Source organism: Pseudoclavibacter sp. JAI123 (assembly GCF_013409665.1).
Lineage (GTDB): Bacteria > Actinomycetota > Actinomycetes > Actinomycetales > Microbacteriaceae > Pseudoclavibacter.
Genome location: NZ_JACCCM010000002.1, coordinates 422,749 through 446,163 on the forward strand (window position 1 = coordinate 422,749; position 23,415 = coordinate 446,163).

General features: G+C 67.8%; 26 protein-coding genes and 2 tRNA genes. 20 read left to right on the top strand and 8 right to left on the bottom strand.

All coding sequences use genetic code 11. The annotated features are described in order from the left end of the window. The first annotated feature begins 70 nt into the window (after nt 1–70). Nucleotides 71–1,036, top strand: coding sequence for an EamA family transporter (locus HDC34_RS14115; RefSeq protein ID WP_179557461.1), 966 nt, complete (start codon nt 71–73; stop codon nt 1,034–1,036). Nucleotides 1,037–1,170: 134 nt separating this feature from the next. Here HDC34_RS14115 and HDC34_RS14120 read toward each other — a convergent pair. Then, nucleotides 1,171–1,246: transfer RNA gene (locus HDC34_RS14120), tRNA-His, on the bottom strand. 49 nt (nt 1,247–1,295) lie between these two features. Continuing rightward, nucleotides 1,296–1,916: an oligoribonuclease gene (gene orn / locus HDC34_RS14125; RefSeq protein WP_179557462.1), complete on the bottom strand. Its 621-nt coding sequence runs from the start codon at nt 1,914–1,916 to the stop codon at nt 1,296–1,298. 78 nt (nt 1,917–1,994) lie between these two features. Between orn and HDC34_RS14130 the strand changes: the two genes are divergently transcribed. The 3 genes from HDC34_RS14130 (at nt 1,995) to HDC34_RS14140 (ending at nt 4,489) form a co-directional block, all read left to right on the top strand. Continuing rightward, a tRNA-Arg gene (locus tag HDC34_RS14130) sits at nt 1,995–2,067 on the top strand. A gap of 54 nt (nt 2,068–2,121) precedes the next feature. Further along, complete coding sequence (locus tag HDC34_RS14135) at nt 2,122–3,279, top strand: GDSL-type esterase/lipase family protein (RefSeq protein ID WP_179557463.1); 1,158 nt, start codon at nt 2,122–2,124, stop codon at nt 3,277–3,279. A gap of 43 nt (nt 3,280–3,322) precedes the next feature. Continuing rightward, a complete protein-coding gene (locus tag HDC34_RS14140) occupies nt 3,323–4,489 on the top strand; it encodes a hypothetical protein (RefSeq protein ID WP_179557464.1) in 1,167 nt (388 codons plus the stop codon). Between the two features lie 27 nt (nt 4,490–4,516). On the opposite strand, the gene HDC34_RS14145 is transcribed toward HDC34_RS14140, so the two are convergent. Next, the gene (locus tag HDC34_RS14145) at nt 4,517–5,239 is read right to left on the bottom strand and encodes a CPBP family intramembrane glutamic endopeptidase (protein ID WP_179557465.1); all 723 of its coding nucleotides are present in this window, start codon (nt 5,237–5,239) and stop codon (nt 4,517–4,519) included. 66 nt (nt 5,240–5,305) lie between these two features. Between HDC34_RS14145 and HDC34_RS14150 the strand changes: the two genes are divergently transcribed. Together HDC34_RS14150 and HDC34_RS14155 are read left to right on the top strand one after the other, a co-directional pair. Next, entirely contained in the window at nt 5,306–5,890 is a 585-nt protein-coding gene (locus HDC34_RS14150) for a TetR/AcrR family transcriptional regulator (RefSeq protein ID WP_179557466.1), read from the top strand. A gap of 164 nt (nt 5,891–6,054) precedes the next feature. Next, nucleotides 6,055–8,715 carry an aminotransferase class I/II-fold pyridoxal phosphate-dependent enzyme gene (locus HDC34_RS14155; protein ID WP_257023336.1) on the top strand — a complete coding sequence of 887 codons (2,661 nt, stop codon included), beginning with the start codon at nt 6,055–6,057 and terminating at the stop codon, nt 8,713–8,715. Here HDC34_RS14155 and HDC34_RS14160 read toward each other — a convergent pair. After that, entirely contained in the window at nt 8,691–9,155 is a 465-nt protein-coding gene (locus HDC34_RS14160; protein ID WP_308807356.1) for a helix-turn-helix domain-containing protein, read from the bottom strand. The genes HDC34_RS14155 and HDC34_RS14160 overlap by 25 nt on opposite strands. A gap of 65 nt (nt 9,156–9,220) precedes the next feature. Here HDC34_RS14160 and HDC34_RS14165 point away from each other — a divergent pair, with 65 nt between their 5' ends. From HDC34_RS14165 to nadE, 6 genes are all read left to right on the top strand, one after another. After that, nucleotides 9,221–9,607, top strand: a complete 387-nt coding sequence (locus tag HDC34_RS14165; protein ID WP_104311399.1) for a nuclear transport factor 2 family protein — start codon at nt 9,221–9,223, stop codon at nt 9,605–9,607. A 97-nt stretch (nt 9,608–9,704) separates the two neighbouring features. Next, complete coding sequence (locus tag HDC34_RS14170; protein WP_104311400.1) at nt 9,705–9,914, top strand: heavy-metal-associated domain-containing protein; 210 nt, start codon at nt 9,705–9,707, stop codon at nt 9,912–9,914. A 1-nt stretch (nt 9,915) separates the two neighbouring features. Next, nucleotides 9,916–10,128: a hypothetical protein gene (locus HDC34_RS14175; RefSeq protein WP_179557468.1), complete on the top strand. Its 213-nt coding sequence runs from the start codon at nt 9,916–9,918 to the stop codon at nt 10,126–10,128. Beyond that, nucleotides 10,125–12,407, top strand: a complete 2,283-nt coding sequence (locus HDC34_RS14180) for a cation-translocating P-type ATPase (protein ID WP_179557469.1) — start codon at nt 10,125–10,127, stop codon at nt 12,405–12,407. The genes HDC34_RS14175 and HDC34_RS14180 overlap by 4 nt, the downstream gene beginning before the upstream one ends. Next, a complete protein-coding gene (locus tag HDC34_RS14185; RefSeq protein ID WP_179557470.1) occupies nt 12,404–12,718 on the top strand; it encodes a metal-sensitive transcriptional regulator in 315 nt (104 codons plus the stop codon). The genes HDC34_RS14180 and HDC34_RS14185 overlap by 4 nt, the downstream gene beginning before the upstream one ends. A 67-nt stretch (nt 12,719–12,785) precedes the next feature. Continuing rightward, nucleotides 12,786–13,607, top strand: a complete 822-nt coding sequence (gene nadE, locus HDC34_RS14190) for an ammonia-dependent NAD(+) synthetase (protein WP_179557471.1) — start codon at nt 12,786–12,788, stop codon at nt 13,605–13,607. Between the two features lie 46 nt (nt 13,608–13,653). Here nadE and HDC34_RS14195 read toward each other — a convergent pair whose 3' ends face one another. Next, entirely contained in the window at nt 13,654–13,938 is a 285-nt protein-coding gene (locus HDC34_RS14195; protein WP_179557472.1) for a hypothetical protein, read from the bottom strand. Nucleotides 13,939–14,033: 95 nt separating this feature from the next. On the opposite strand from HDC34_RS14195, the gene msrA reads away from it, so the two are divergent. From msrA to HDC34_RS14220, 5 genes are all read left to right on the top strand, one after another. Continuing rightward, a complete protein-coding gene (msrA, locus tag HDC34_RS14200) occupies nt 14,034–14,555 on the top strand; it encodes a peptide-methionine (S)-S-oxide reductase MsrA (RefSeq protein ID WP_104311405.1) in 522 nt (173 codons plus the stop codon). A gap of 191 nt (nt 14,556–14,746) precedes the next feature. Further along, on the top strand, nt 14,747–15,280 hold the full coding sequence (locus HDC34_RS14205; protein ID WP_179557473.1) for a single-stranded DNA-binding protein: 534 nt from the start codon (nt 14,747–14,749) through the stop codon (nt 15,278–15,280). 50 nt (nt 15,281–15,330) lie between these two features. After that, a complete protein-coding gene (locus HDC34_RS14210; protein ID WP_179557474.1) occupies nt 15,331–15,786 on the top strand; it encodes a hypothetical protein in 456 nt (151 codons plus the stop codon). A gap of 46 nt (nt 15,787–15,832) precedes the next feature. Next, nucleotides 15,833–17,515, top strand: coding sequence for an energy-dependent translational throttle protein EttA (gene ettA, locus HDC34_RS14215; protein ID WP_104253131.1), 1,683 nt, complete (start codon nt 15,833–15,835; stop codon nt 17,513–17,515). A gap of 106 nt (nt 17,516–17,621) precedes the next feature. After that, nucleotides 17,622–18,119: a thioesterase family protein gene (locus HDC34_RS14220; RefSeq protein ID WP_104311408.1), complete on the top strand. Its 498-nt coding sequence runs from the start codon at nt 17,622–17,624 to the stop codon at nt 18,117–18,119. A gap of 77 nt (nt 18,120–18,196) precedes the next feature. Here HDC34_RS14220 and HDC34_RS14225 read toward each other — a convergent pair whose 3' ends face one another. Continuing rightward, the gene (locus HDC34_RS14225) at nt 18,197–19,171 is read right to left on the bottom strand and encodes an acyl-CoA thioesterase II (protein ID WP_104311409.1); all 975 of its coding nucleotides are present in this window, start codon (nt 19,169–19,171) and stop codon (nt 18,197–18,199) included. 64 nt (nt 19,172–19,235) lie between these two features. Between HDC34_RS14225 and HDC34_RS14230 the strand changes: the two genes are divergently transcribed. Then, nucleotides 19,236–19,943, top strand: a complete 708-nt coding sequence (locus tag HDC34_RS14230) for a hypothetical protein (RefSeq protein ID WP_257023299.1) — start codon at nt 19,236–19,238, stop codon at nt 19,941–19,943. A 76-nt stretch (nt 19,944–20,019) separates the two neighbouring features. After that, a complete protein-coding gene (gene gdhA / locus HDC34_RS14235) occupies nt 20,020–21,366 on the top strand; it encodes an NADP-specific glutamate dehydrogenase (RefSeq protein WP_179557476.1) in 1,347 nt (448 codons plus the stop codon). Between the two features lie 31 nt (nt 21,367–21,397). Here the strand turns inward: gdhA and HDC34_RS14240 are convergent, their stop codons facing one another. Then, the gene (locus HDC34_RS14240) at nt 21,398–21,850 is read right to left on the bottom strand and encodes a globin (RefSeq protein WP_218855258.1); all 453 of its coding nucleotides are present in this window, start codon (nt 21,848–21,850) and stop codon (nt 21,398–21,400) included. Further along, nucleotides 21,850–22,776, bottom strand: coding sequence for a mechanosensitive ion channel family protein (locus tag HDC34_RS14245; protein WP_104311413.1), 927 nt, complete (start codon nt 22,774–22,776; stop codon nt 21,850–21,852). Before HDC34_RS14245 ends, HDC34_RS14240 begins: the two co-directional genes overlap by 1 nt. 89 nt (nt 22,777–22,865) lie before the next feature. Between HDC34_RS14245 and HDC34_RS14250 the strand changes: the two genes are divergently transcribed. Next, nucleotides 22,866–23,351, top strand: coding sequence for a glutathione peroxidase (locus HDC34_RS14250; RefSeq protein WP_104311414.1), 486 nt, complete (start codon nt 22,866–22,868; stop codon nt 23,349–23,351). Nucleotides 23,352–23,415 lie beyond the last annotated feature (64 nt).

A 23,415-nucleotide genomic window follows, 5' to 3' on the forward strand; every position in this document is an offset into this window, starting at 1 on the left:
AGGGAGCCTACAGGGACACGTCACGCATCAGCACTGGTGCTTCATGGTGAATGCGCCCGACACTGACTTCGTGCCTCCCCGTCATATCGCCCTCGCCTGCCTCGTCGCGGTTCTCTGGGGCGTGAACTTCCTCGCCATCCACGCATCGCTCGAGCAGTTCCCGCCGTTCTTCCTCATCGCTCTGCGCTTCGGGCTGCTCGCGATCCCGACGATCCTGTTCATCCCGCGCCCGAACGTGAAGCTGCGCTGGCTCATCGGCTACGGGCTCGGCTTCGGCACCCTGCAGTTCGTCGGCCTGTACCTGGGCATGGCCGCCGGCTTCCCGACCGGGCTCGCGTCGCTCGTGCTGCAGATGTCGGCGCCATTCACGGTGCTGCTCGGCGCGATCTTCCTTCGGGAGAAGCTCACAACCCGGCGCGTGGTCGGCATCGCGCTCGCGGTGGCAGGCCTCCTCCTGGTGGGCGTGGCACGCGGCGGCTCCGGCAGTTGGTGGCCGTTCCTGCTCGTCGTCATCGGGGCGTTCGGCTGGGCGATCGGCAACATCTCTAGCCGCCTGGCCGAGCCGCCGAAGCCGCTGCACCTGACGATGTGGATGGCCGTGGTGCCGCCCATCCCGATGCTTGCCGTCTCACTGCTCGTCGAGGGGCCCGAGCAGATCTGGGCGTCGCTCGCGACTGCCTGGACCGTCGCCGCCGTCCCCGCCTGGGTCGGCCTCGTCTACACGATCGTGCTTGGCACGGTGCTCGGATCCGGCATCTGGGTGTGGCTCATGAAACGCCACCCGGCCGGCGTCGTCGCGCCGTTCTCGATGCTCGTGCCGGTCGTCGGCATCTCCACGGCGTGGCTGGTGCTGGGGGAGCGCCCCGGCCCGCTGGAGCTCGTCGGCGGCGCGGTTGTGCTGTTCGGAGTGCTGTGGGCGAGCAGGATGCCCGCCGCGGCGCTCGTGCCTGCCTCGGTACCGAGCGCGCTTGACGCGCCGCTCGCTGAGCCGCCCATCCCGGACTCACCCAGACTCGAGGCCCCCGCGCCTCGCTAGAAGCACACGGGGAATGCAAGTTCCAGGCACTGGGAACCGGCATCTCCCGTGTGAATGCGGCCGGACGCTCTCTGGAGGGGACGTGCGGCCCAACGACGAAGGCCCCGAGTCCTCAGGACTCGGGGCCTTCAACATGGGGTGAGTAACGGGGCTTGAACCCGCGGCCTCCTAGACCACAACCAGGCGCTCTACCAGCTGAGCTATACCCACCATGTCTGCCGCCTGCGTGCTCTCGCTCGCCTGCGACTACGAGAGTCTATTACAGATTTTGGGCGAAGTCGTTCACCACTTCGGCTGCGACCTCTCGGAGCTCCTCGCTGGTGGGTCCGGGCTCGGGCACGAGCACTGCCTTGCGGTAGTACTTGAGCTCGCGGATCGACTCGAGGATGTCGGCCTTCGCGCGGTGGCCGCCGTCCTTGTCGGGGGAGTGGAAGTAGACGCGGGGGAACCAGCGACGTGACAGCTCCTTGAGCGTGGACACGTCGACGCTGCGGTAGTGCAGGTGCTGGTCGACCTCTGGCATGTACTTCGCGAGGAACATGCGGTCGGTGCCGATCGTGTTGCCAGCGAGCGGTGCCGTGCGGGGCACGGGCACGTGCTTCTTCAGGTACGTGAGGAGCTCAGCGGTGGCCGCCTCGAGTGTGGCGCCGTTCGGGATCTCCTCGATGAGGCCGGACGTCGTGTGCATCTGCGTCACGAACTCGCCCATGTTGGCCATCGCGGCCTCGCTCGCCGAGATGACGATCTCGAAGCCCTCGTCGAGGATGTTCAGGTCGCTGTCGGTCACGAAAGCGGCGACCTCGACCAGCTCGTCGATCGACGGGTCGAGGCCAGTCATCTCGCAGTCGATCCAGACGAGACGCTCCTGAGCAATAGCCATGAGGGACATCGTAGTGATTCCCGGGGCCCGTGGCGGCCAGTGGAGCGTTTCGAGGCCCGCTATGCTGGCTGGGATCGCGCCCCAGTAGCTCAGTGGATAGAGCAACGGCCTTCTAATCCGTCGGTCGCAGGTTCGAATCCTGCCTGGGGCACTCTTCTTCGTAGCGCCTCGGCCACCGCCGCCCCCCGATTCCGGAGGCTTCCACGTGATCGTCACCCAAGTCTCGTCCGAGTTCTTCCGCGGATCAGCCGAGCTCGAGCAGACCAACAGAGGAGTGCGGCCTCACCGGCTCCCCGCACACGTTCGTGCGCAGTTCCCGGACCCGCAGCTGCTGCTCGTCGAGAGCCAGCCGTCCGGCGTCCGCGTGGCATTCGATACAACCGCCGAGCGGGTTGAGCTGGAGCTGCTGCCGACCAGGTCCGTCTACACGGGCATCGACCGGCCGCGGGGGCGCGTCGATGTCTTCGTCGACGGCGAGAAGTTCGCGAGCGACGAGCTGACCGGCGGTGATGCCGTCGAGGTCGATCTGCAGACGGGCGCGATGTCGCTCCGCGAGGGGCCATCGCACACGACGACCCTCGAGGGTCTTGCACCTGGCGAGACCAAGCGCGTGGAGTTCTGGCTGCCTCACAACGAGTCGGTCGAGCTGATCGAGCTCCGGTCGGACGCGCCTCTCGAGCCCGTGACCCTGTCCGATCGTGTGTGGCTGCACCATGGCAGCTCGATCAGTCACGGCTCGAACGCAACTTCGCCCAGCGATATCTGGCCTGCAGTCGCCGCGCGTCGTGGCGGGGTTGAACTCGTGAACCTCGGGCTCGGCGGCAGCGCGATGGTCGACCCCTTCCTCGCCCGCGTCATGCGCGATACTCGAGCGGACCTGATCAGCGTGAAGCTCGGCATCAACGTCGTGAACGCCGACGCGATGCGCGTGCGGGCGTTCGTGCCGGCCGTCAACGGCTTCCTCGACACGATCCGGGACGGGCACCCCGAGACGCCGATCGTGCTCATCTCGCCCATCTTCTGCGGCATCCACGAGCACACGGCCGGGCCCGGCGCGTTCGATCCCGCATCCTTCGCGACCGGCAAGGTCAAGTTCATCGCGACGGGGACGCCGGGAGACGAGTCGCAGGGGCGGCTCACGCTCAGCGTCATTCGGCGCGAGCTCGCGGCCCTGGCGGGGCGTCGCGCATCCGACCCGAATCTCTTCTTCCTCGATGGCACCGCGCTCTACGGCGAGGCGGATGCGCAGCGCCTGCCGCTGCCGGACGACCTGCACCCGGGTCCCGAAGCGCACCAGCTCATGGGCGACCGCTTCGCCGACTACGCGTTCGCCCCCAACGGTCCGTTCAGCGCTCGTTCCTGAACCGCCCTGGCCAGGCGTCGAGCCTGGCCTGCGACGATAGAGCATGGCATCTCGACTCCCGATGATCCTCGACGCGCTCGCCCTCGCAGAGCGTGATGCGCCCGTCCGGCGACTCATCGACTCCCTCGGTGGCGAGAAGTTCACGGCCACCGAGGGATCCTTCGGCGAGCCGGCCGTGCTGTCCCGCCGCGTGCGCTTCGCGTCGGGTGCCGAGCTCATCCTGCACGACGACGCGTTGGTCGCTGTCGTCCTGCACACGGTGCCGACGTCGTCGGAGACCAGCGCTGTCAATCTCTCCGAGTGGATCCCCGGCGCCACCAACGCGGCGACCCTCGACGACGTCAAGAAGGTGATGAACGGGCGCCGCCGCTTCGCCGGCTTCGGCACGCCGTACTTCGAACTCGACGGCGGATACGCGCGAGCCGAGTTCAAGGACCATCGCGGCTGGAACGACCCGGGCAACCTCGAGAGCCTCGTGTTCACGGTCGAGCAGCCGGGGCTCACCTGCCGCCCCGAGGACGACAACTGCCCGGCCTGCAGTCAGCTCCTGGTGCGCGACGAAACCGAGAAGCTCGACGTCGAGGCGACGGTGCATGCGATCACGGATGCGGCGGCGTCGGGAGTCCTCAAGGAAGACGTCAGCTGGGTCAGCATCCGTGACCTCTTGCCCCTCCACGCGTCGGGTCTCATGGAGCGCGTCGAGAGTCAGCTCACGTGCCAGACGTGCCGGCGCATCCTCTGCATCGCACTCGAGTACGGCGTCGGACCGACCGTCTCCCACCTCGCGCTCAACGAGGCCAGGCAGCACCGGCTCGGCCCGATTCCGCCGGTCGAGGAATGGGGCGACGACGCCCGCGTCGCCGAAGAGCGCGACGCCATGCACTACGTCGACCACGAGCCGGGGCGCTGGTTCCTCGTCGAACAGGCTGGCCAGCTCTTCCTCGACGCCAGGTACGTGGTCACGAACATGGTCGACGACTCCGCGCTGCTGCAGCTCGACGCGGCGGAGGCCGAACAGTATCGGACGGTCGGCCGCGCGTTTCTCGCGGACCTGGCGGAGCGCATCCACGACGGGTCTCCCCATCGCGAAGAGTCGCCGTTCTTCTCCCGCGACCTCAAACGGGGGCCGGAGGGCGCTGCATACCGAGAGGCCGTGAGCAAGGCGATCGTGAACCACACGTGGCTGGCCCGGCAGCGCCTAGGTTCCTGACGAGCCGGAGGGCCCCCGCCGCAGCGATCACAGCTTCGCCAGCACCGTCGGGATGAGGATGGGCGCGTTGATGAGCAGGTGCAGCAGCATCGTCGCGACGAGGTTGCGACGGATGAGCGTGAACGCCACGAGTGCCAGCGACCCGACGAGCTGGTGGAAGAGCCAGCTCGGCCCGAAGAAGACGACGTGGGGCGCGATGAAGATCGCCAGGCTGACGGCTGCCCCGATCCACCTCGACCGCATGAGCGAGCCAAGTCGCTCCTGCAGGTAGCCGCGGTAGACGACCTCCTCGGTGATGGCCGCCGTGATGATGAGCAGGACGACGCCGGTGACGCTCATGCTCGAGATGGTGCCCACACCGTCGTTGTCCTCCTGAGGGGCGATGAGGCTGGCGATCCACGACCAGGTCATGACGCCGCCGAAGACGTAGAACGCCCACTCGATGTCCTTGCCCGTCGGCTTCGTGATGAGCAGTGAGGTGAGGCCGCGCCGCTCTCCCCAGATGACGAGGGCGATCACGAGCAGGGCGCCCGCCCACTTCCAGGGGTTGCCCGAGGCGGGGCCTTCGAGACCGAAGCGCAGGTCGAAGCCGCCGATCTCACCGGCGGGAGGGCCGTTGAAGAGGAACCAGAAGATCAGGAGGCCGACGACGAAGAGCCAGCCGTCTCGTGCTCGTGGCGGGAACGCGGGCGTGCCGATGCTGACGCGTCTCACGGGCTCCACGACTTGCTGGGATGCTGTTTCGGCCATGCTCTAGAGTAAGCACTCTAGAGTGATTGCTCTAGAGCCGATTCGATGCAGGCAGCGAGGTCCGACGTGGCGGCACGAACAGGCGAGGGGCGAGCGGCGATCGTCGGAGCCGGCTACCAGCTCATCTCCGAGCTCGGCTACGCGGGTGCCACGACGGCACGCATCTGTGCCCGCGCCGGCGTCTCCTCCGGCACCTTCTTCCACTACTTCCCGACGAAGATCGACCTGCTCGTCGGCATCCTGCAGGCGGATTCGGCCGACGCGGCCCTCCGCGCGGACGCCCTCGCGGACGCGGCGGCCGATAGCGCACCGACCGCATTGCGCGACTGGCTTGACGCGCTCCTGGAAGAGTCTGCCGACCCCCACCTCGCCGGCTTCGTGGCGGCGCTCGGTGCAGCGCCGACTGACGCCCGCGTGGAAGGGCTGCTGGCCGACGCCGCCTCGCTCCAGCACCGGGCTCTCACGGCGATCGTCTCCGCGGGGCAGGAACAGGGAGACTGGCGCGTCGACCTCACCGCCGAACGCCTCGCGCTGTGGGTCGCCGTGGTCGCCGATGGGGTTCTGTCGCGCAGCGTCGAGGACCCGAGCTTCGACGCCGCAGCGGCCGCGAGCGAACTCGGCGACCTGCTCGCGAGGTACCTCGCGCCCTGAACGCGACCCTGACGCAATTCGACGCGTGGCGGAGAGAGTCCCGCAGCTCTGGAAGAATGGCCGTCGTGACGAGCTTCGACGCCGCAGGTCTCCACGAATCCGCCCCCACCGCGAACGACGCCGATCGGCGCGCCTCAGGCCACAGCTTGGAGCGCGATCCGGGCATGCCGACGAGCACCTGGCGCCTGCGCAGCGACGCGTGGGAGTACCTGCGCTTCGCGATCAAGCGCCTCGAATCCGGGCACGAGACCGAGAGCATCCTGGATGCGGATGGCGAGATCTCCCGCAACCTGAGGGCTCTCGAGACGCTCGAGCTGTACTGGGCGGGGTTCGGGCAGCGCTACGTCGCCGAGATCCGCGAGGCCCTCGATAACGGGGAGTACTCGAGTGCGCTGGAGCGCATCGGTCGAGTCGTGAGCCGCCTGCGCGGCACGAGCATCCCCGCCGACCATCGCGACGACCGGCTCGACGAGGCCGAGCGAGCCGAGCTGCAGGATGACTCGGACCCGCGCCCCCGCTTCGAGGTGCTGCTCGTGGATGAGACCACCCCGGCCGACCGTGACGCGCTTCGGGCCGACATCCTCAAGCTCCGCAGCGCGGCGGATGCGTTCGTCTACGACTACGTGATCGTGCCGTCCGCCGACGACGCCGTCGCGGCCGTGCTCACGAACCCGAACATCCTCGCCGTCGTCATCCGGCCCGGCTTCAGCGACCGCAGCCAGCAGCGCCTGAGCCGGGACATGCGCGAGACGATCGACCTCGCGCACGTCGACTCGGCAGGCACGACCGCGACGTCGCGGTCGAGTCTCGCATCCGTGCAGCGAGTCCTGGGCCTCGCCGACACCCTCAACACGCTGCGCCCCGAGCTCGACCTGTACCTCGTCGCCGGTGCGCACATCGAGGACCTCGCCGGCGTGCTCACGCGCCGCTTCCGTCGCGTGTTCCTGCGCGAGGATCAGCTCGAGCTGCACCTGTCGCTGCTTCGCCGCGTCTCGCACCTGTACGACACGCCCTTCTTCACCGCCATCCAGGAGCACGCCCGCCGCCCGGCCGGAGTCTTCCACGCCCTGCCCATCTCGCGCGGCGGTTCGGTCGTGACGTCGAAGTGGATCACCGATCTCGTCGACTTCTACGGGCTGAACCTGCTGCTCGCCGAGACGAGCGCAACGTCCGGCGGCCTCGACTCGCTGCTCGCTCCCGTCGGTGCGATCAAGAAGTCGCAGGAGCTCGCGGCCCGCGCGTTCGGCGCGAAGCACACGTTCTTCGTCACGAACGGCACCTCCACGGCGAACAAGATCGTGCACCAGGCGCTCGTCTCCCCAGGCGACATCGTGCTCGTCGACCGCAACTGCCACAAGTCGCACCACCACGCCCTCATGCTCACGGGTGCCCGCACGGCGTACCTCGAGGCGTACCCGCTCAACGAGTTCGCGTTCTACGGGGCGGTGCCGCTCGAGCGCATCAAGCAGCTGCTCCTCGACTACCGCGCCGCCGGCCGCCTCGACGAGGTGCGCCTCGTGACCCTCACGAACTGCACCTTCGACGGCATCGTCTACGACCCGGAGCGGGTCATGGCCGAATGTCTTGCGATCAAACCTGACCTGGTGTTCCTGTGGGACGAGGCGTGGTTCGCGTTCGCCGCGTTCCACCCCATCACCCGCCGACGCACCGCCATGGCGGCGGCCAAGCACCTCGAGGAGCGTCTCGCGTCGAGCGCCCACGCGACGGCGTACCAGGAGCAGCGGGCCCGACTCTTCGACCCTGAGACGGGGGAGCCCGCATCGGACGACGTGTGGCTCGCCGAGCGGCTCCTGCCTTCCCCGGACGCGCGCATCCGCGTCTACGCGACCCAGTCGACCCACAAGACCCTCACCGCGCTGCGGCAGGGGTCGATGATCCACGTCTACGACAAGGACTGGTACCGGGAGGCGGAGGAGCCGTTCCACGAGGCGTACATGACGCACACCTCGACGTCGCCGAACTACCAGATCCTCGCCTCGCTCGACCTCGGCAGGCGTCAGGTCGAACTCGAGGGCTTCGAGCTCGTCCAGCGCCAGCTCGACCTGGCGACGAGCATCGCGCAGGCCATCGCCCGGCACCCGCTGCTGCGCCGCACGTTCCGAGTGCTCTCCGGCCACGACCTCATCCCGGCCGAGAACCGCGCGAGCTCGCGTCCCATGCCGCACCGCGACGGATTCTCGACGATGTGGCAGGCGTGGGAGGAAGACGAGTTCGTCGTCGACCCGAGCCGCATCACGGTCGAGATCTCACGCACGGGAGTCGACGGGGACACGTTCAAGCACGAGCACCTCATGGACCGCTACGGCATCCAGGTCAACAAGACGAGCCGCAACACGGTGCTCTTCATGACCAACATCGGCACCTCCCGCAGCTCCGTCGGCTACCTCATCGAGGTGCTCGTGAAGCTCGCCGAGCGCTTCGAGGAGGAGGCGCAGGCGCGAGAGATCGACGGCGAGCGCCCGGCGCCCACCCCCATGCCGCCGCTGCCCGACTTCAGCGCGTTCGCGCCCGACTACGCGTCCGCGGATGGGTTGCCGGACGGCGACCTTCGCACCGCGTTCTTCCGCGGTCAGCGGCGCGCGAACATCGAGCACCTCAGCCACGCGCAGCTCACCGAACGCGTGGCGGGCGGCGCCAGGCCCGTCTCCGCCGGATTCGTGACCCCGTACCCGCCCGGGTTCCCCGTGCTCGTGCCCGGGCAGCTCGTCACCGACGAGGTGCTCGACTTCATGGCCGTGCTCGACACTCGCGAGATCCACGGCTACGACCCGCTACGCGGCTATCGCATCCTGCGCGAAGACTGATCTCCGGCCGAGTCTGCGGCGGCGAGGGCCTCGTCGTCGGCTCGCTCGTCGAACGCGTCACGCGAGACGAGTACCTCCTCGATATGGGCTTCCGCCCAGACCTGGAGCGCGAGGAGCGGTTCCTCGAGACTCGCTCCGAGCGGCGTGAGTGCGTAGACGCGGTGCCCCTCGTGCTCGGCGCGCTCCAGCATCCCGTCGCGTTCGAGCGAGCGAAGCGTGTCGACCAGCACCTTCTTCGAGATGCCCTCGATCGTGCGATGCAATTCGCTGAAGCGCTTCGGCTCGTTCGAGAGCGTGATGACGATCATCGCCGTCCACTTGTTCGCGATCTGTGCGAGCGAGGTGCGTGACGGGCAGGTCGCGGAGAAGACGTTCCACTTCGGGCTCATGAAGACCTCTCGGTGCGGGGTGATGGCGAACCTCGGGATGCAGATGGTCACGGTGAAGTGACCACCGCCTGCTGCGTAGAACTGGAAGCACACCACACATCGAGAGGAACACCATCATGAACGCAATCGAGACCTTCACGACGTACGACACGAGCCTCGCAGCAGGCGACCTCCCCGCCGTTGCCGCCATGCTCGCCCCTGACGTGATCTGGCACCAGCCCGGTGGCAACCCGTTGTCTGGCCGCAAGGTCGGGCCGGAGGGTGTGCTCGCCCACCTCGGTCGATTCTTCGAGCTCAGCGGCGGAACCTTTCGTCTCGTGACGAGGACGGCGGTCGCGAACGGTGACCTCGTCGTGGCGACCGTCGAGTTCTCGGCTCAGAGAGAGGGGCGCACGCCTCTTGCGCAGTCGGGCATCGACGTCTTCAGGATCGCCGACGGGCTCATCGCCGAGGTCTGGCTCTTCAGCGAGGACCAGGCTGCTGAAGACGAGTTCTGGTCGTGATGCTCGTCTGACGGTGGCGGGAATACCTGCTGGGGGTATAAGGTTGCATCTGCCGTACATACCCCCAGGGGGCACTGCCCTCGGCAAGGAGATCACCATGACCAGCACCACCTATCTCGTCACCGGCATGACCTGCGGCCACTGCGAGAGTGCCGTCGCTCAGGAGGTCAGCGAGTTGGCAGGCGTCGAAGGCGTCGCCGTCTCTGCTGACACCGGCACGCTCGTCGTCGAGAGCACCGCACCCCTCGACGACGCGTTGGTCATCGCCGCGGTCGACGAGGCCGGTTACACCGCAGCCAAGGCCTGACATGAACGCGCCAGTCAAGCTCAGCCTCTACGGCGCGCTGCTTGCAGCGGTCTTCGGCGCGGCGTTCTTCACCGCCCAGGTCGTCACGGAAGCCGACCGGGCCGACGGCTGGCGCCCACAGATTCACCAGACCTCCCAACCCGGCTCGACCGAGGCCCCGGTCCTCCCTGCCGAGCATTCAGAGGCCCCGCAGCACACGGAGAGTGAGCAATGAGCACAGCTACCGACATCGAGCTCCAGATCGGGGGCATGACCTGCGCGTCGTGCGCGATGCGCATCGAGAAGAAGCTCAACAAGCTCGAAGGCGTGAGCGCGAGCGTCAACTACGCCACTGAGAAAGCCCGCGTGCACGCGCCGGCGGGACTCGACCCGCAATCGCTCATCGACGAGGTCGAGAAGACCGGCTACACGGCCGCACTCCCAGAGCCAGAGCATCCTGACGTCGAGGATTCGGCCACCGAGGCCGCAGACCCCGAACTCGTGAGCCTGCGTCAGCGTCTCATCGGCAGCATCGTGCTCGCCGTTCCCGTCATCGCCTTGGCCATGGTGCCTGCGCTGCAGTTCATGAACTGGCAGTGGGCGTCGCTGGCTCTGGCGGCACCGGTGATCGTCTGGGGCGCGTGGCCATTCCACCGGGCCGCGTGGCTGAACCTGCGCCACGGGAGCGCCACGATGGACACGCTCATCTCCGTCGGCACGATCGCCGCGTTCGCATGGTCGCTCTACGCCCTGTTCCTCGGCACGGCCGGCGAAGCGGGAATGAAGCATCCCTTCGAGTTCACGATCGCCCCCTCCGACGGAGCATCCAACATCTACCTTGAGGTGGCTGCCGGCGTCACGATGTTCGTGCTGGCCGGTCGCTACTTCGAGAAGCGCTCCAAACGGCAAGCCAGCGCCGCCTTGCGGGCGCTCCTCGAACTCGGCGCGAAAGACGTCGCCGTCCTTCGCCGGGGCATCGAGACACGCATCCCCATCGGGGAGCTCATCGTCGGCGACGAATTCGTCGTCCGGCCGGGGGAGAAGGTCGCGACCGACGGCGTCGTCACGAGTGGACGCTCGGCGGTGGACGCCTCGATGCTCACGGGTGAGTCCGTCCCCGTCGAGGTCGTCGAAGGAGACAGGGTCGTCGGGGCCACGCTGAACGCGAGCGGACGACTCGTGGTGCGCGCCACGAGAGTCGGCGGCGACACGCAGCTCGCGCACATGGCCAAGCTCGTCGAGGACGCCCAGACCGGCAAGGCCGAGGTGCAGCGTCTCGCCGACCGAATCTCCGGCGTCTTCGTGCCCATCGTCATCGCGATCTCGGTGGCGACGCTCGGCGCGTGGCTCGGTGCCGGGTTCCCGGCCTCGGCCGCCTTCACCGCGGCGGTCGCCGTGCTCATCATCGCCTGCCCATGCGCGCTCGGTCTCGCGACTCCAACCGCGCTCCTCGTGGGGACTGGCCGTGGGGCGCAGCTGGGCATCCTCATCAAGGGCCCAGAGGTCCTCGAATCGACCCGCCGAGTCGACACGATCGTCGTCGACAAGACCGGCACGGTGACGAGCGGAAAGATGGCGCTCGCCGGCGTCTGGGTGGCGGATGGGGTCGAGCGGCAGCAGCTCCTGCGTCTCGCGGGTGCGCTCGAAGCGGCCTCGGAGCATCCCGTCGCTCGGGCGCTCGCGGCCGGCGCCGCGGCCGAGGTCGGTGCGCTGCCAGCGGTGGAGGACTTCCGGAACCACGAGGGCACTGGCGTGCAGGGCATCGTCGACGGTCACCTGGTGGTCGTCGGGCGCGAGCAGCTGCTCGCCGACCGGGGGATCTCGCTCAGCCAGGAGCTCGCGGAGCGCAAGAGCGATGCGGAGTCCCTCGGACAGACCGCCGTCATCGTGGCCTGGGACGGCGAGGCTCGCGGAGTGCTCACCGTCGCAGACACGATCAAGCCGACGAGCGCGCAGGCGATCGCCGAGCTGCGCCGACTCGGTCTCGAGCCGACGCTGCTCACCGGCGACAACTCGATCGTCGCCGCTCAGGTTGCGGCCGCCGTCGGCATCACCGACGTCATCGCGGGAGTCCTGCCCCAGGAGAAGGTCGGCGTGATCCGCCGCCTCCAGGAGGAAGGGCGCGTCGTCGCGATGGTCGGCGACGGCGTCAACGATGCGGCCGCGCTCGCGCAGGCCGACCTCGGCCTGGCCATGGGAACGGGCTCGGACATCGCCATCGAGGCAGCGGATATCACGCTGGTCCGCGACGACCTCCTGGCGGCCGCGGATGCCATCCGTCTCTCCCGACGTACGCTCGGCACCATCAAGGGCAACCTCTTCTGGGCCTTCGCGTACAACGTCGCGGCGATCCCGCTCGCGGCCCTCGGGATGCTCAACCCCATGCTGGCGGGAGCCGCTATGGCTTTCTCCAGCGTGTTCGTCGTCGGCAACAGTCTGCGACTGCGTGCCTTCCGAGGCCTGCAAAGCACCGGGACGTCTCCCGATTCACACCCAGGAAAGGCAACATCATGAGCGAGACCACCGAGTCGGGCGGCCACGCCCACCACGGCTACATCGAGGACAAGAGCAAGTACCTCAAGCGCCTCAAGCGCATCGAAGGGCAGGCGCGAGGCATCCATCGCATGGTCGACGAGGAGCAGTACTGCATCGACATCCTCACGCAGATCTCGGCGATCACCTCCGCCCTCGAGAATGTGGCGCTCGGGCTGATGGACGACCACCTCAAGCACTGCGTCGCGGACGCCGTCAAGCTGGGCGGGGCCGAGGGGGAGCTGAAGCTCAAGGAAGCCTCTGACGCCATCGCGCGTCTCGTGCGCAGCTGAGTGCTCACTCCGATATCGGGTCGGCGACTTTTTCCCGAAACAGGTGCTCGGTAGAGTTGGCACCACCATGAGCGCTCAACAGGAAATCATCGCGGCCCTCGGCGTGAAGCCGGTCATCGACCCTGCCACGGAGGTGCGAGAGCGCGTCTCCTTCATGCGTGAGTACCTGCTTGCGACGGGCTCGCGTGGGCTTGTGCTCGGCATCAGCGGTGGCCAGGATTCCTCGCTGCTCGGCAAGCTCGCGCAGCTCGCGGTCGAGGACGTGCGCGCAGCGGGTGGCGACGCGACGTTCGTCGCCGTGCGCCTTCCGCATGGCGTGCAGGCGGACGAGGACGATGCGCAGCTGGCCCTGGAGTTCATCCAGCCGGACGAACGGATCACGTTCGACATCAAGCCGGCGACCGACGGCATGCAGCACGCGTTCCTGGACGCGACCGGGCGTGCCATCACGGACTTCAACAAGGGCAACGCGAAGGCGCGCCAGCGGATGATCGCGCAGTACGCGATCGCCGGTGAGCGTGGCTTCCTCGTGCTCGGCACCGACCACGCTGCCGAAGCAGTCACGGGGTTCTTCACGAAGTACGGAGACGGCGGAACCGACCTGAACCCGCTCGCGGGCCTGACGAAGAGCCAGGGTCGACAGCTGCTGGAGGAACTCGGCGCACCTGAACGCCTGTACGCGAAGGCGCCGACCGCCGATCTGCTGGACGAGACGCCAGGGCAGACCGACGAAGCGAACCTCGGGCTCAGCTACGCGCAGATCGACACGTACCTGACCGGCGGTGACGTGGATGCGGAGACCGCTGAGCGCATCGAGGCGCTGTACCGCAAGACGGAGCACAAGCGGCAGCTGCCGGTGCTTCCCACGGACACCTGGTGGCGCGCCTGACCGACGGCACGGTGCCGCGAGCGATCGATCGAGCGCACGCGCGCCTTCACAGGTAGCGGAACGCGGTGACCGCCTCGGCGAAGTCCGAGAACTCGTCGAGCGTCAGGAAGGCCGTGGAGGTGCGGCTCATGCGGGTGGCCGCGTAGGCGACCCCCGAGCCGCGCTGGTGCTCTTCGACGTACCCGCGCACGGCACCGTTGGGACCCGTGACCCGCCACCGCGCTGCGTGCACCTGAGTCGCGGTAAGCCCAGCGAATCGCTGGGTGAACGGGCCAGTTCGGGGTGTGAGCGTCGGGGCGGAACCGGACTTGGTGAGGTGCGTCGTGGTCATGAGGGAAGGCTAGGAGCGACCACCGACATTTTCGGTGCTGGCTGAGTTCGCGCAGGGCTGAGCCGCGGAGCCAGCCACCGGCGTAGCCTTGTCGTATGACCGAATTCGTGCTTGCGGGTGGCTGCTTCTGGTGTCTCGACGCCGTGTACAGGAACGTCAAGGGTGTCAGCGACGTGATCTCTGGCTACACGGGTGGCGAGCACCCGAAGCCGGACTACGAACTCGTGTGCACCGGCACCACCGGGCATGCAGAGGCCGTGCGCGTCGTCTTCGACGAGAACGTGGTGCCCGCCGACGTGATCCTCGACATCTTCTTCACGCTGCACGACCCGCGACAGCTCAACCGGCAGGGCAACGACGTCGGAACGCAGTACCGTTCCGCGATGTACTACACCGACGAGGCGCAGCGCGAGCTCTTCGAAGCCGCCCGCGACCGCGCAGACGAGCTCTGGGGTGGCGGAATCGTCACCGAGATCTCCCCACTCGGCCAGTACTTCGACGCGGAGGATTACCACCAGGACTTCTTCGCGAAGAACCCGGGCCAGGGGTACTGCAATTTCGTGGCCGTGCCCAAGGTGAACAAGGTGCGCGCCAAGTTCACTCCCTACATGCTCTGACCTGCAGCGCCAGCCCGGACGGGCTCGGCACTGTGATGACACGGCGCCTGTGGACGGAACCCCGTCCACAGGCGCCGTCGTCGTCGGGAAGAACCGCCGCCCGCAGTCGCACACTGGTGCCGCGGTCCGGTGCGGAGCTCTCGGCACGGGCGCCGCGTCGGACCGCACCGCATCCAGACCAGGGGGAGAACATGCAAGACCACATCACGCTCATCGGGAATCTCGGCAGCAAGCCGGAGGTGAGGACAACCCCGAGTGGGCAGCACGTCGTGAACTTCAGCATCGCGACGAATTCGCGGCGCCTGAACCGCACGACCAACGTCTGGGAAGACGTGGATCCGAACTGGTACGACGTCGCGGCGTGGGGCGACCTCGCGACGCACGCCGCGAAGTCCCTCGACAAGGGGCAGCGCGTCATCGTCGTCGGCAAGCTCCGCATGCGGAAGTTCGAGACCCAGAACGGGTCTCGCACGAAGCATGAGGTGGTTGCGGATGCGCTGGGCCACGACCTCACGGCAGGTTCGTCGATCTTCGCCAAGCGCGAGCGAACTCCGCAGGAGAAGGGAGTGAGCGACCAGCAGCAGGGGTTCGGCGGGGCACGGAGCTTCGGCAGTCCGCAGAGCGAGGCTCCGCCGGACGACGAAGACGCCCAGGGCCCACCGAGTGAGGCGGAATGGCACAAGCCTTCCGTCGCCGATGAGGGGGCATACCCGACGCCCTTCTAGGAGCCGCGGCCACCTACACTGGTGACCGCCCCATCCGAGAAAGGTCCCGAATGCGCAGCTCCCGTCTCTTCGCCCCAGTGGCTCTGGTGGCGGCGCTGGCGCTCGCGGGCTGCTCCTCGGAAGAGGCGCAACCCCCTGCGGAGACGACCGCAGCGGCCGAGCCCACGCAGGCGGCGCCGGCGGCGTTCGTGCCAGGCGGGACGGCGAGTGACAACAAGCCGATCTTCGATGAGACCAACCTGCAGACGATCGCGACGAACGGCTCAGCGAGTTCCGTGGAGTTCGTCGACGCGCTGTCTGGAATCGGCTTCGACAAGGGGGCCATGGAGGTCACCTTCGACCGTACGAACGTCGACCTCGAGGCCGACTACATCATCGTCTCGGTGAAGATCGGCGAGGAGTGCCTTGTGGGCCAGCGCGGCCCGCGGGGCTACACCTCGGACATCGTCGCGCCCGTCAGCACGGGAAAATGCCTCATCGGGCTCACCCAGCCCATCACCTGGTAGCGAAGCTCCGCGCGCTGCCAGCCAACCAACTCCTAGACTGGAACCCATGGCCGAGTACATTTACCAGATGATCCGCGCCCGCAAGGCGGTCGGAGACAAGCTCATTCTCGATGACGTGACGATGTCGTTCCTCCCAGGCGCCAAGATCGGCATGGTCGGCCCCAATGGGGCTGGTAAGTCGACGATCCTCAAGATCATGGCTGGCCTCGACACCCCATCGAACGGTGACGCGACCCTCACGCCTGGCTTCACGGTCGGCATCCTCATGCAGGAGCCGGAGCTCGACGAGACGAAGACGGTTCGCGAGAACGTCGAGCTCGGTGTCGCCGAGACGAAGGCGAAGCTCGACCGGTTCAACGAGATCTCCGCCCTGATGGCCGAACCAGACGCCGACTTCGACGCGCTCATGGAAGAGATGGGGACGCTCCAGGAGTACATCGACCACGTCGACGCCTGGGACCTCGACTCGCAGCTCGAGCAGGCGATGGACGCCCTCCGCCTCCCGCCGGGAGACGCCGACGTCAGCGTCCTCTCCGGAGGCGAGAAGCGCCGCGTCGCGCTCTGCAAGCTCCTCCTCGAGAAGCCCGACCTCCTGCTTCTCGACGAGCCCACGAACCACCTCGACGCCGAGAGCGTGCTCTGGCTCGAGCAGCACCTCCAGAAGTACCCGGGCGCAGTCATCGCCATCACGCACGACCGGTACTTCCTCGACCACGTCGCCCAGTGGATCGCAGAGATCGACCGCGGCCGCCTCCACGGCTACGAGGGCAACTACTCGAGCTACCTCGAGAAGAAGCAGGAGCGCCTCCAGGTCCAGGGCAAGAAGGACCAGAAGCTCGCGAAGCGCCTCGAAGAGGAACTCGCGTGGGTGCGCACCAACGCGAAGGGTCGTCAGGCCAAGTCGAAGGCCCGCCTCGCCCGATACGAGGAGATGGCTTCCGAGGCCGAGCGCACCAGGAAGCTCGACTTCGAAGAGATCCAGATCCCTGCAGGCCCGCGCCTCGGCAGCATCGTCCTCGAGGCGAACAAGCTCAAGAAGGGCTTCGGCGAGCGCGTGCTCATCGACGACCTCAGCTTCTCGCTGCCCCGGAACGGCATCGTCGGCATCATCGGCCCGAACGGTGTCGGAAAGACGACGCTCTTCAAGTCGATCGTCGGCTTCGAGGAGCTCGACGGTGGCGACCTGAAGATCGGCGAGACGGTCAAGCTCTCCTACGTCGACCAGTCGCGCGGCGGCATCGACCCCGAGAAGAACGTGTGGGAGGTCGTCTCCGACGGCTTCGACTACATGCAGGTCGGCAACGTCGAGATCCCGTCCCGCGCCTACGTCTCCACCTTCGGGTTCAAGGGCCCAGACCAGCAGAAGAAGGCGGGGGTGCTCTCCGGTGGTGAGCGCAACCGCCTCAACCTGGCGCTCACCCTCAAGCAGGGCGGCAACCTGCTGCTCCTCGACGAGCCCACGAACGACCTCGACGTCGAAACCTTGTCGAGCCTCGAGAACGCGCTGCTCGAGTACCCCGGCTGCGCCGTGGTCATCACGCACGACCGGTGGTTCCTCGACCGCATCGCCACGCACATCCTCGCCTACGAGGGCACCGAGGAAGACCCGAGCCGCTGGCACTGGTTCGAGGGCAACTTCGAAGGCTACGAGGAGAACAAGATCGAGCGCCTCGGCCCGGACGCCGCCAAGCCATCGCGCATGACCTACCGCAAGCTCACGAGGGACTAGTCCCAACAGGAACCCCGGGGCCGCATCATGCGGCCCCGGGGTTTCCTCGTCCCGTGCGCCGTCGAGCGCAGCCACCCACCCGCACACGACAAGGACCACCCCGCCGATGCGCTTCCACGTCCCCACGCTCCTACGCTGGAGCGACCTCGACGCCTACAACCACGTCAACAACTCGCGCGTGCTGACACTGCTCGAGGAAGCCCGAGTGCGTGCGTTCTGGAACATCGGCGCCTCCAACGACGACGAGCGGCCACTCGCCATCATCGACGCAGCCGCCGAGGGAGGCGACACGCTCACGCTCATCGCGCGCAACGAGATCGAGTACCTCGCGCCCATCCCGTACTCCACGAAGCCATTGGACGTGCAGCTGTGGATCTCCAAGATGGGAGCGGCCAGCGCCGAGGTCGACTACGAGATCTGGAGCCCGGAGGAAAGCCAGCCAGAGGGCGCAGAACGGGTGCGGTACGTCATCGCATCCTCGACCCTCGTGTTCATCGACGCCGCCACGCAGCGCCCGCGCCGCATCAACGAGCGCGAGCGCGAGGCCTGGACCCCCTACCTCGACGAGCCGCTCACGTTCCGCGGCGGCCGCAGCAGCGACTGAACCCCCGGGCGCTCGCATGGAGGCTCATCCGCGCCGCGCCGCGCCGCGCCGCGCCGCGCCGCGCCGCGCCTCGCACGCTAGCTGCGCTTTCGGCGCACCATGCCCTCCTGGGCGACCGTCGCCACAAGCGCGCCGTCCCGAGAGAACAGCTGCCCTCGCGAGAGCCCGCGCCCCCCGCGCGCGACGGGGGAGTCCTGCACGTACAGCAGCCACTCGTCAGCTCGCGCGTCCCGATGCCACCAGACGCCATGATCGAGGCTCGCCGCGCGAAGCCCCGGCGTCGACCAGGTCAGGCCGTGGCCGCGCATGATGGGCTCGAGGATCGAGTAGTCGCTCGCGTAGGCGATGGCGGCCCTATGCAGCATCGGATCGTCCGGCATGCGCTCCACCGCCTTGATCCACACCGCCTGCGCCGGCGTCGGGTCGCTGGCGGGCTCGAGATAGACGGGCCCGTCGACGTGCCGCATCGTGAACGGCCGCTTCAGCAGCCAGTACGCGGCCAGCGATTCTGGGGCGTCGTCGCCGAGTGTCGCCTTCACCGTCTCCAGCAGATCAGCCTCGCTCGGCAGGTCCTCCGGAGCCGGGATGCCGTCCGGCATGGTCACCTCGTGCTCGAAGCCTTCGTCGACATCCTGGAATGACGCGATCATCGACCAGATCGGCTGACCGCTCTGGAAGGCGCTCACAGCCCGGGTCGTGAACGAGTTGCCGTCGTGGATGCGGTCGACAGCAAAGGTGATGGGCAGCTTCACGTCACCCGGGCGCAGGAAGTAGCCGTGCATGGAATGCACCGGACGATCCGCCGCCACCGTCCGCGCGGCGGCGACCAGCGACTGCGCGGCCACCTGCCCGCCGAACACACGCCCGTGGGGCATCCATTGGCTCGGACCCGTGAAGATGTCGTCCCGAGTACGGGCACCGGTGTCGGTGAGGTCCAACGTGTGCAGGAACGCCTCGATGGGAGACAGCGCCTCGAGCGCATCGAACGACAACGGCGCAGGCTGGTGCTGAGCGGGCGAAAGCGAGGACGACTCGTGGAGCTGATCTGCCATCCCAGCAGTCTAGAGACCCGCCGCCGCAGGAGCGCTCGGGAAGAACTGGGTAGGTTAGATGGCAATGTCTCCCGTCCTCCGCATCCCCGATCTCCGTGCCGCCCGCGACCTCGAATCGTTCCTGGGTCGAGCCGGACGCATCGAAGACGGCGCGGTGAGGATCGTCGCCACTGGTTCGGTTGCGGCGTTCTGGCTGCCCGTGCTGCGGCCGCAGGGCATCCTCGACACCTCGCCGCTCGTGCTCGGCGTGCGCGCGCTCCGCGCCGAGCTCCTCGGCGAGGGAGGCGATGACGTCCACGCGGGAGCGTTCGACGTGACCGTGCCGTTGCGAGCGCTCCTCGACCGTCTCGCCAGGCTGCGCGCACCCGGGGAGGACGCGTCCGCAGACGCGACCGACGGCTTCGACCTCTCGGTCCCGCCAGAGCGACTCCGCGAATCCTGGGCAGGTATCGCAGCCCCCACCGGTGGGTGGAGCCTGACGGGTGTCCTGCCAGCGGCGACACTCATCGCGGCCGCAGACCAGGGCATCGCGGAGGTCGCCGAAGCAGTGCCCGGCAACCTCGGGACCGCCCTTGTCGAACGTGTCCGCACGGACGTGTGGACCCGCGTCATCGACGAGCCGAGCGGTCTCACGAGCGGCGCGGCCTTCGCCGCCCTGAGCCTCGGGTTCCTGCGCTCCGGCGACGACGCGCGCATCCTCACGGCCGGAGCCTGGCTGCGGCTCGAGACAACGCAGGGCAACGTGCTGCTGCGATCGAACCAGGCACGCTGAGCGCTGCCACCGCCCCGGAGCGAGTCTCTCGCTCCGCATCCGCGCACCCACGTGCGCCTCACCCCCGGAGGACCCCATGGACCGCAGCATCGACAGCCTCAAGACCGCGATCTTCGCGAGGAACGCGGGCGAACCGGAGTTCCATCAGGCGGTCACCGAAGTGCTCGACACGCTCGGCCCGGTCCTCGACCGCCACCCGGAGTACTTCGAACTCGCGGTCATCCATCGACTGAGCGAGCCGGAGCGCCAGATCATCTTCCGTGTGCCGTGGGTCGACGACAACGGTCACGTGCAGATCAACCGCGGCTACCGCGTGGAGTTCAGCTCTGCCCTCGGCCCGTACAAGGGCGGGCTCCGGTTCCACCCTTCGGTGAACCTCGGCATCATCAAGTTCCTCGGCTTCGAGCAGATCTTCAAGAATGCGCTCACGGGCATGCCGATCGGCGGTGGCAAGGGAGGGGCTGACTTCGACCCGCGGGGCCGGAGCGACCGCGAGATCATGGCGTTCTGCCAGTCCTTCATGACCGAGCTCTACCGCCATATCGGCGAGCACACCGACGTGCCCGCCGGCGACATCGGCGTCGGCGGGCGAGAGATCGGCTACATGTTCGGCCAGTACAAGCGCCTGACGAACCGATTCGAGGCCGGCGTGCTGACGGGGAAGGGCATGACCTGGGGCGGATCGCTGGTGCGCCCGGAGGCCACGGGCTACGGGACGGTGCTGTTCGCGCAGGAGATGCTCAAGGCCACCGGCGATGACCTCGACGGCAAGCGCATTGCTGTCTCCGGCTCCGGGAACGTCGCCATCTTCGCGATGGAGAAGGCGATCGCGCTGGGCGCGACGGTCGTCTCGGCGAGCGACTCCTCCGGAGCGGTGTACGACCCGAATGGCATCGACGTCGAGGCCCTCAAGCAGCTGAAGCTGGTCGAGCGGAAGCGCGTGGGCGAGTACGTCGACCGTGTCGGCGGAAAGGCGGAGGCTCTCGCGAGCCCGGCCGCGATGTGGCAGGTGCCCGTCGACATCGCCCTGCCGTGCGCGACGCAGAACGAACTGGACGGGGACGCTGCGGCGGCCCTGATCGCGAACGGTGTCCGCGTTGTCGCCGAGGGCGCGAACATGCCGTGCACGAAGGAGGCCGCGGACCGGTTCCGCGCCGAGCCAGGGGTGCTGTTCGGCCCAGGCAAGGCGGCCAACGCCGGCGGTGTGGCGACGAGCGCGCTCGAGATGCAGCAGAACGCGCAGCGCGACTCCTGGTCGTTCGAGCACACGGAGGCGCGTCTCGCGGAGATCATGCGCGACATCCACACGCGCTGCAGCGAGACCGCGGAGGAGTACGGCAAGCCGGGCGACTACGTCCTCGGTGCGAACATCGCCGGCTTCTCGCGTGTCGTGGATGCGATGCTCGCGCAAGGCGTCGTCTGACCGACGACCTGGGCGGACGTCGCAGCCGAGCTCAGGAGTCGGTCTCGGCTCCTGGGCTCGGCTCGAACGTGTTGACCATGGCGGTCGCGGCCCGGTCGAAGTAGTCGGTCATCTGCGCGCGGTGGATGGGGGAGAGCTCGAGCTGGTCCATGGCGGCGTGCATGTGCCGCAGCCAGTGCTCCCGAGCCTCCGGGTTGATGTGGAAGCCGTTGTGGCGCATCCGGAGCCGCGGGTGCCCGCGCTGAGCGCTGTACTCGCTCGGCCCGCCGAAGTACTGGGCGAGGAAGTGGCCGAGGCGCCACGTGGCACCCTCGAGGTCGTCCTGCGGGTACATGCGCCACATCAGCGGGTCCTCGCGGACGCCCTCGTAGAAGGCTGCGGCGAGCCTGTCGAACGCGGGCATGCCGCCGATCTCGTCGTAGAGGGTCGGCACGGCCGACGCGCCGCCGTCGGATCCGCGGAGGTGGATGGGGATGTTCGACATCAGGCGGTGCCTCCCGGGGTCGGCTGTCCGTCGGCCCCGTCGAGGACGATGGCCTTCAGCGACGGCAGGTTGATGTCGGCCGACTTGAGCGCGTCCTGCGTGCGGGCGCGGAGCTCGCGCTCCACTTCCCACCTGGTGCCGGGGCGGACGCGGATGGTGAGGCGGAGGACGACGGCGTCGGAGGAGATGGATTCCATGCCCCACATCTCGGGGGTGCCGATGAAGTAGTCCATCCAGTCCGGGTCTTCCGTGAGCTCCTTCGCGGCGTGCAGCATGACACGTTCGACGTGCGCGCGCGACGTCTCGTAGGGCACGGCGAGGTCGAAGACGATGCGGTTCCAGCCCTGCGAGAAGCTGCCGACGCGTTGGATCTCGCCATTGCGCACGAACCAGAGCGTGCCCTCGACGTCGCGGATCTGGGTGATGCGCACGCCCACCTTCTCGACGACGCCAGTGGCTTCCCCCATGTCGATGACGTCGCCGACCCCGAGCTGGTCTTCCATGACCATGAACAGGCCGTTGAGGACGTCGCCAACGATGCGCTGCGCACCGAAACCGAGACCTGCGCCGACCGCCGCGCTCAGGATCGACAGCGAGGCGAGGATGCCCGGGTCGATCTTCGCGATGATCATGACGATGAGGATGACGACCACGACGACGTTGACGATGTTCGTCAGCACGGAGCCTATGGTGCGAGTGCGCTGCACGGTGCGGACGGCAGCCAGCGGGGATCGGACCGAGAGCGCCTGCGTGTCAGTCACGCCGCGCTTCTTCTTGACGCCGCTCACGATCTGCTTCACGGAGCGGTCGATGAGCTTCAGCAGGATCCATCGGAAGACGAAGGCCCCGAGGATGTAGAAGACGATCGTGATGGGAACGTCGAAGGGGGCGAGCGCGGTCGTGAGGGAAGTCCAGAATTCTGCCATAGCGCATCGAGTGTAGGCGGATGCGCCTCTCCGTCTCGTGTGAGCGGCGTGCGAGGAATAGGCGAGTCGCGCATCCTGTTGCCCTCCGTATGAGCCTCAACGTGAACGACATCGAAGTCACCACCATCGACGGCGAGGCCAGGAAGCTCGCGGCGTATGAACCCGTGAAGCTCGTGGTGAACGTCGCCTCGAAGTGCGGCCTCTCCGGGCAGTACGAGAAGCTGGAGGAGCTGCAGCGTCAGTACGGCCCGCAGGGGTTCACGGTGCTCGGCTTCCCGAGCAACCAGTTCCTGCAGGAGTACTCGGACACCTCGAAGATCAAGGAGTACTGCTCGCTCACGTGGGGCGTCAGCTTCCCCATGTTCGAGAAGGTCAAGGTCAACGGCCGGTCCCAGCACCCGCTCTATGCGGAGTTGACGAAGACACCGGACGCGAACGGCAAGGCCGGCCGCGTCAGCTGGAACTTCGAGAAGTTCCTTATCGCCCGCGATGGCACGGTGACGCGGTTCCGTCCGACGACGGAGCCCGATGCGCCTGAGGTCGTGGCTGCGATCGAGGCTGCGCTCGCCGAGTAGGCAGCCGACACCGAACGCAGAAGAGGTCGCTCCCCAGCTGGGAAGCGACCTCTTCTGCGTGCAC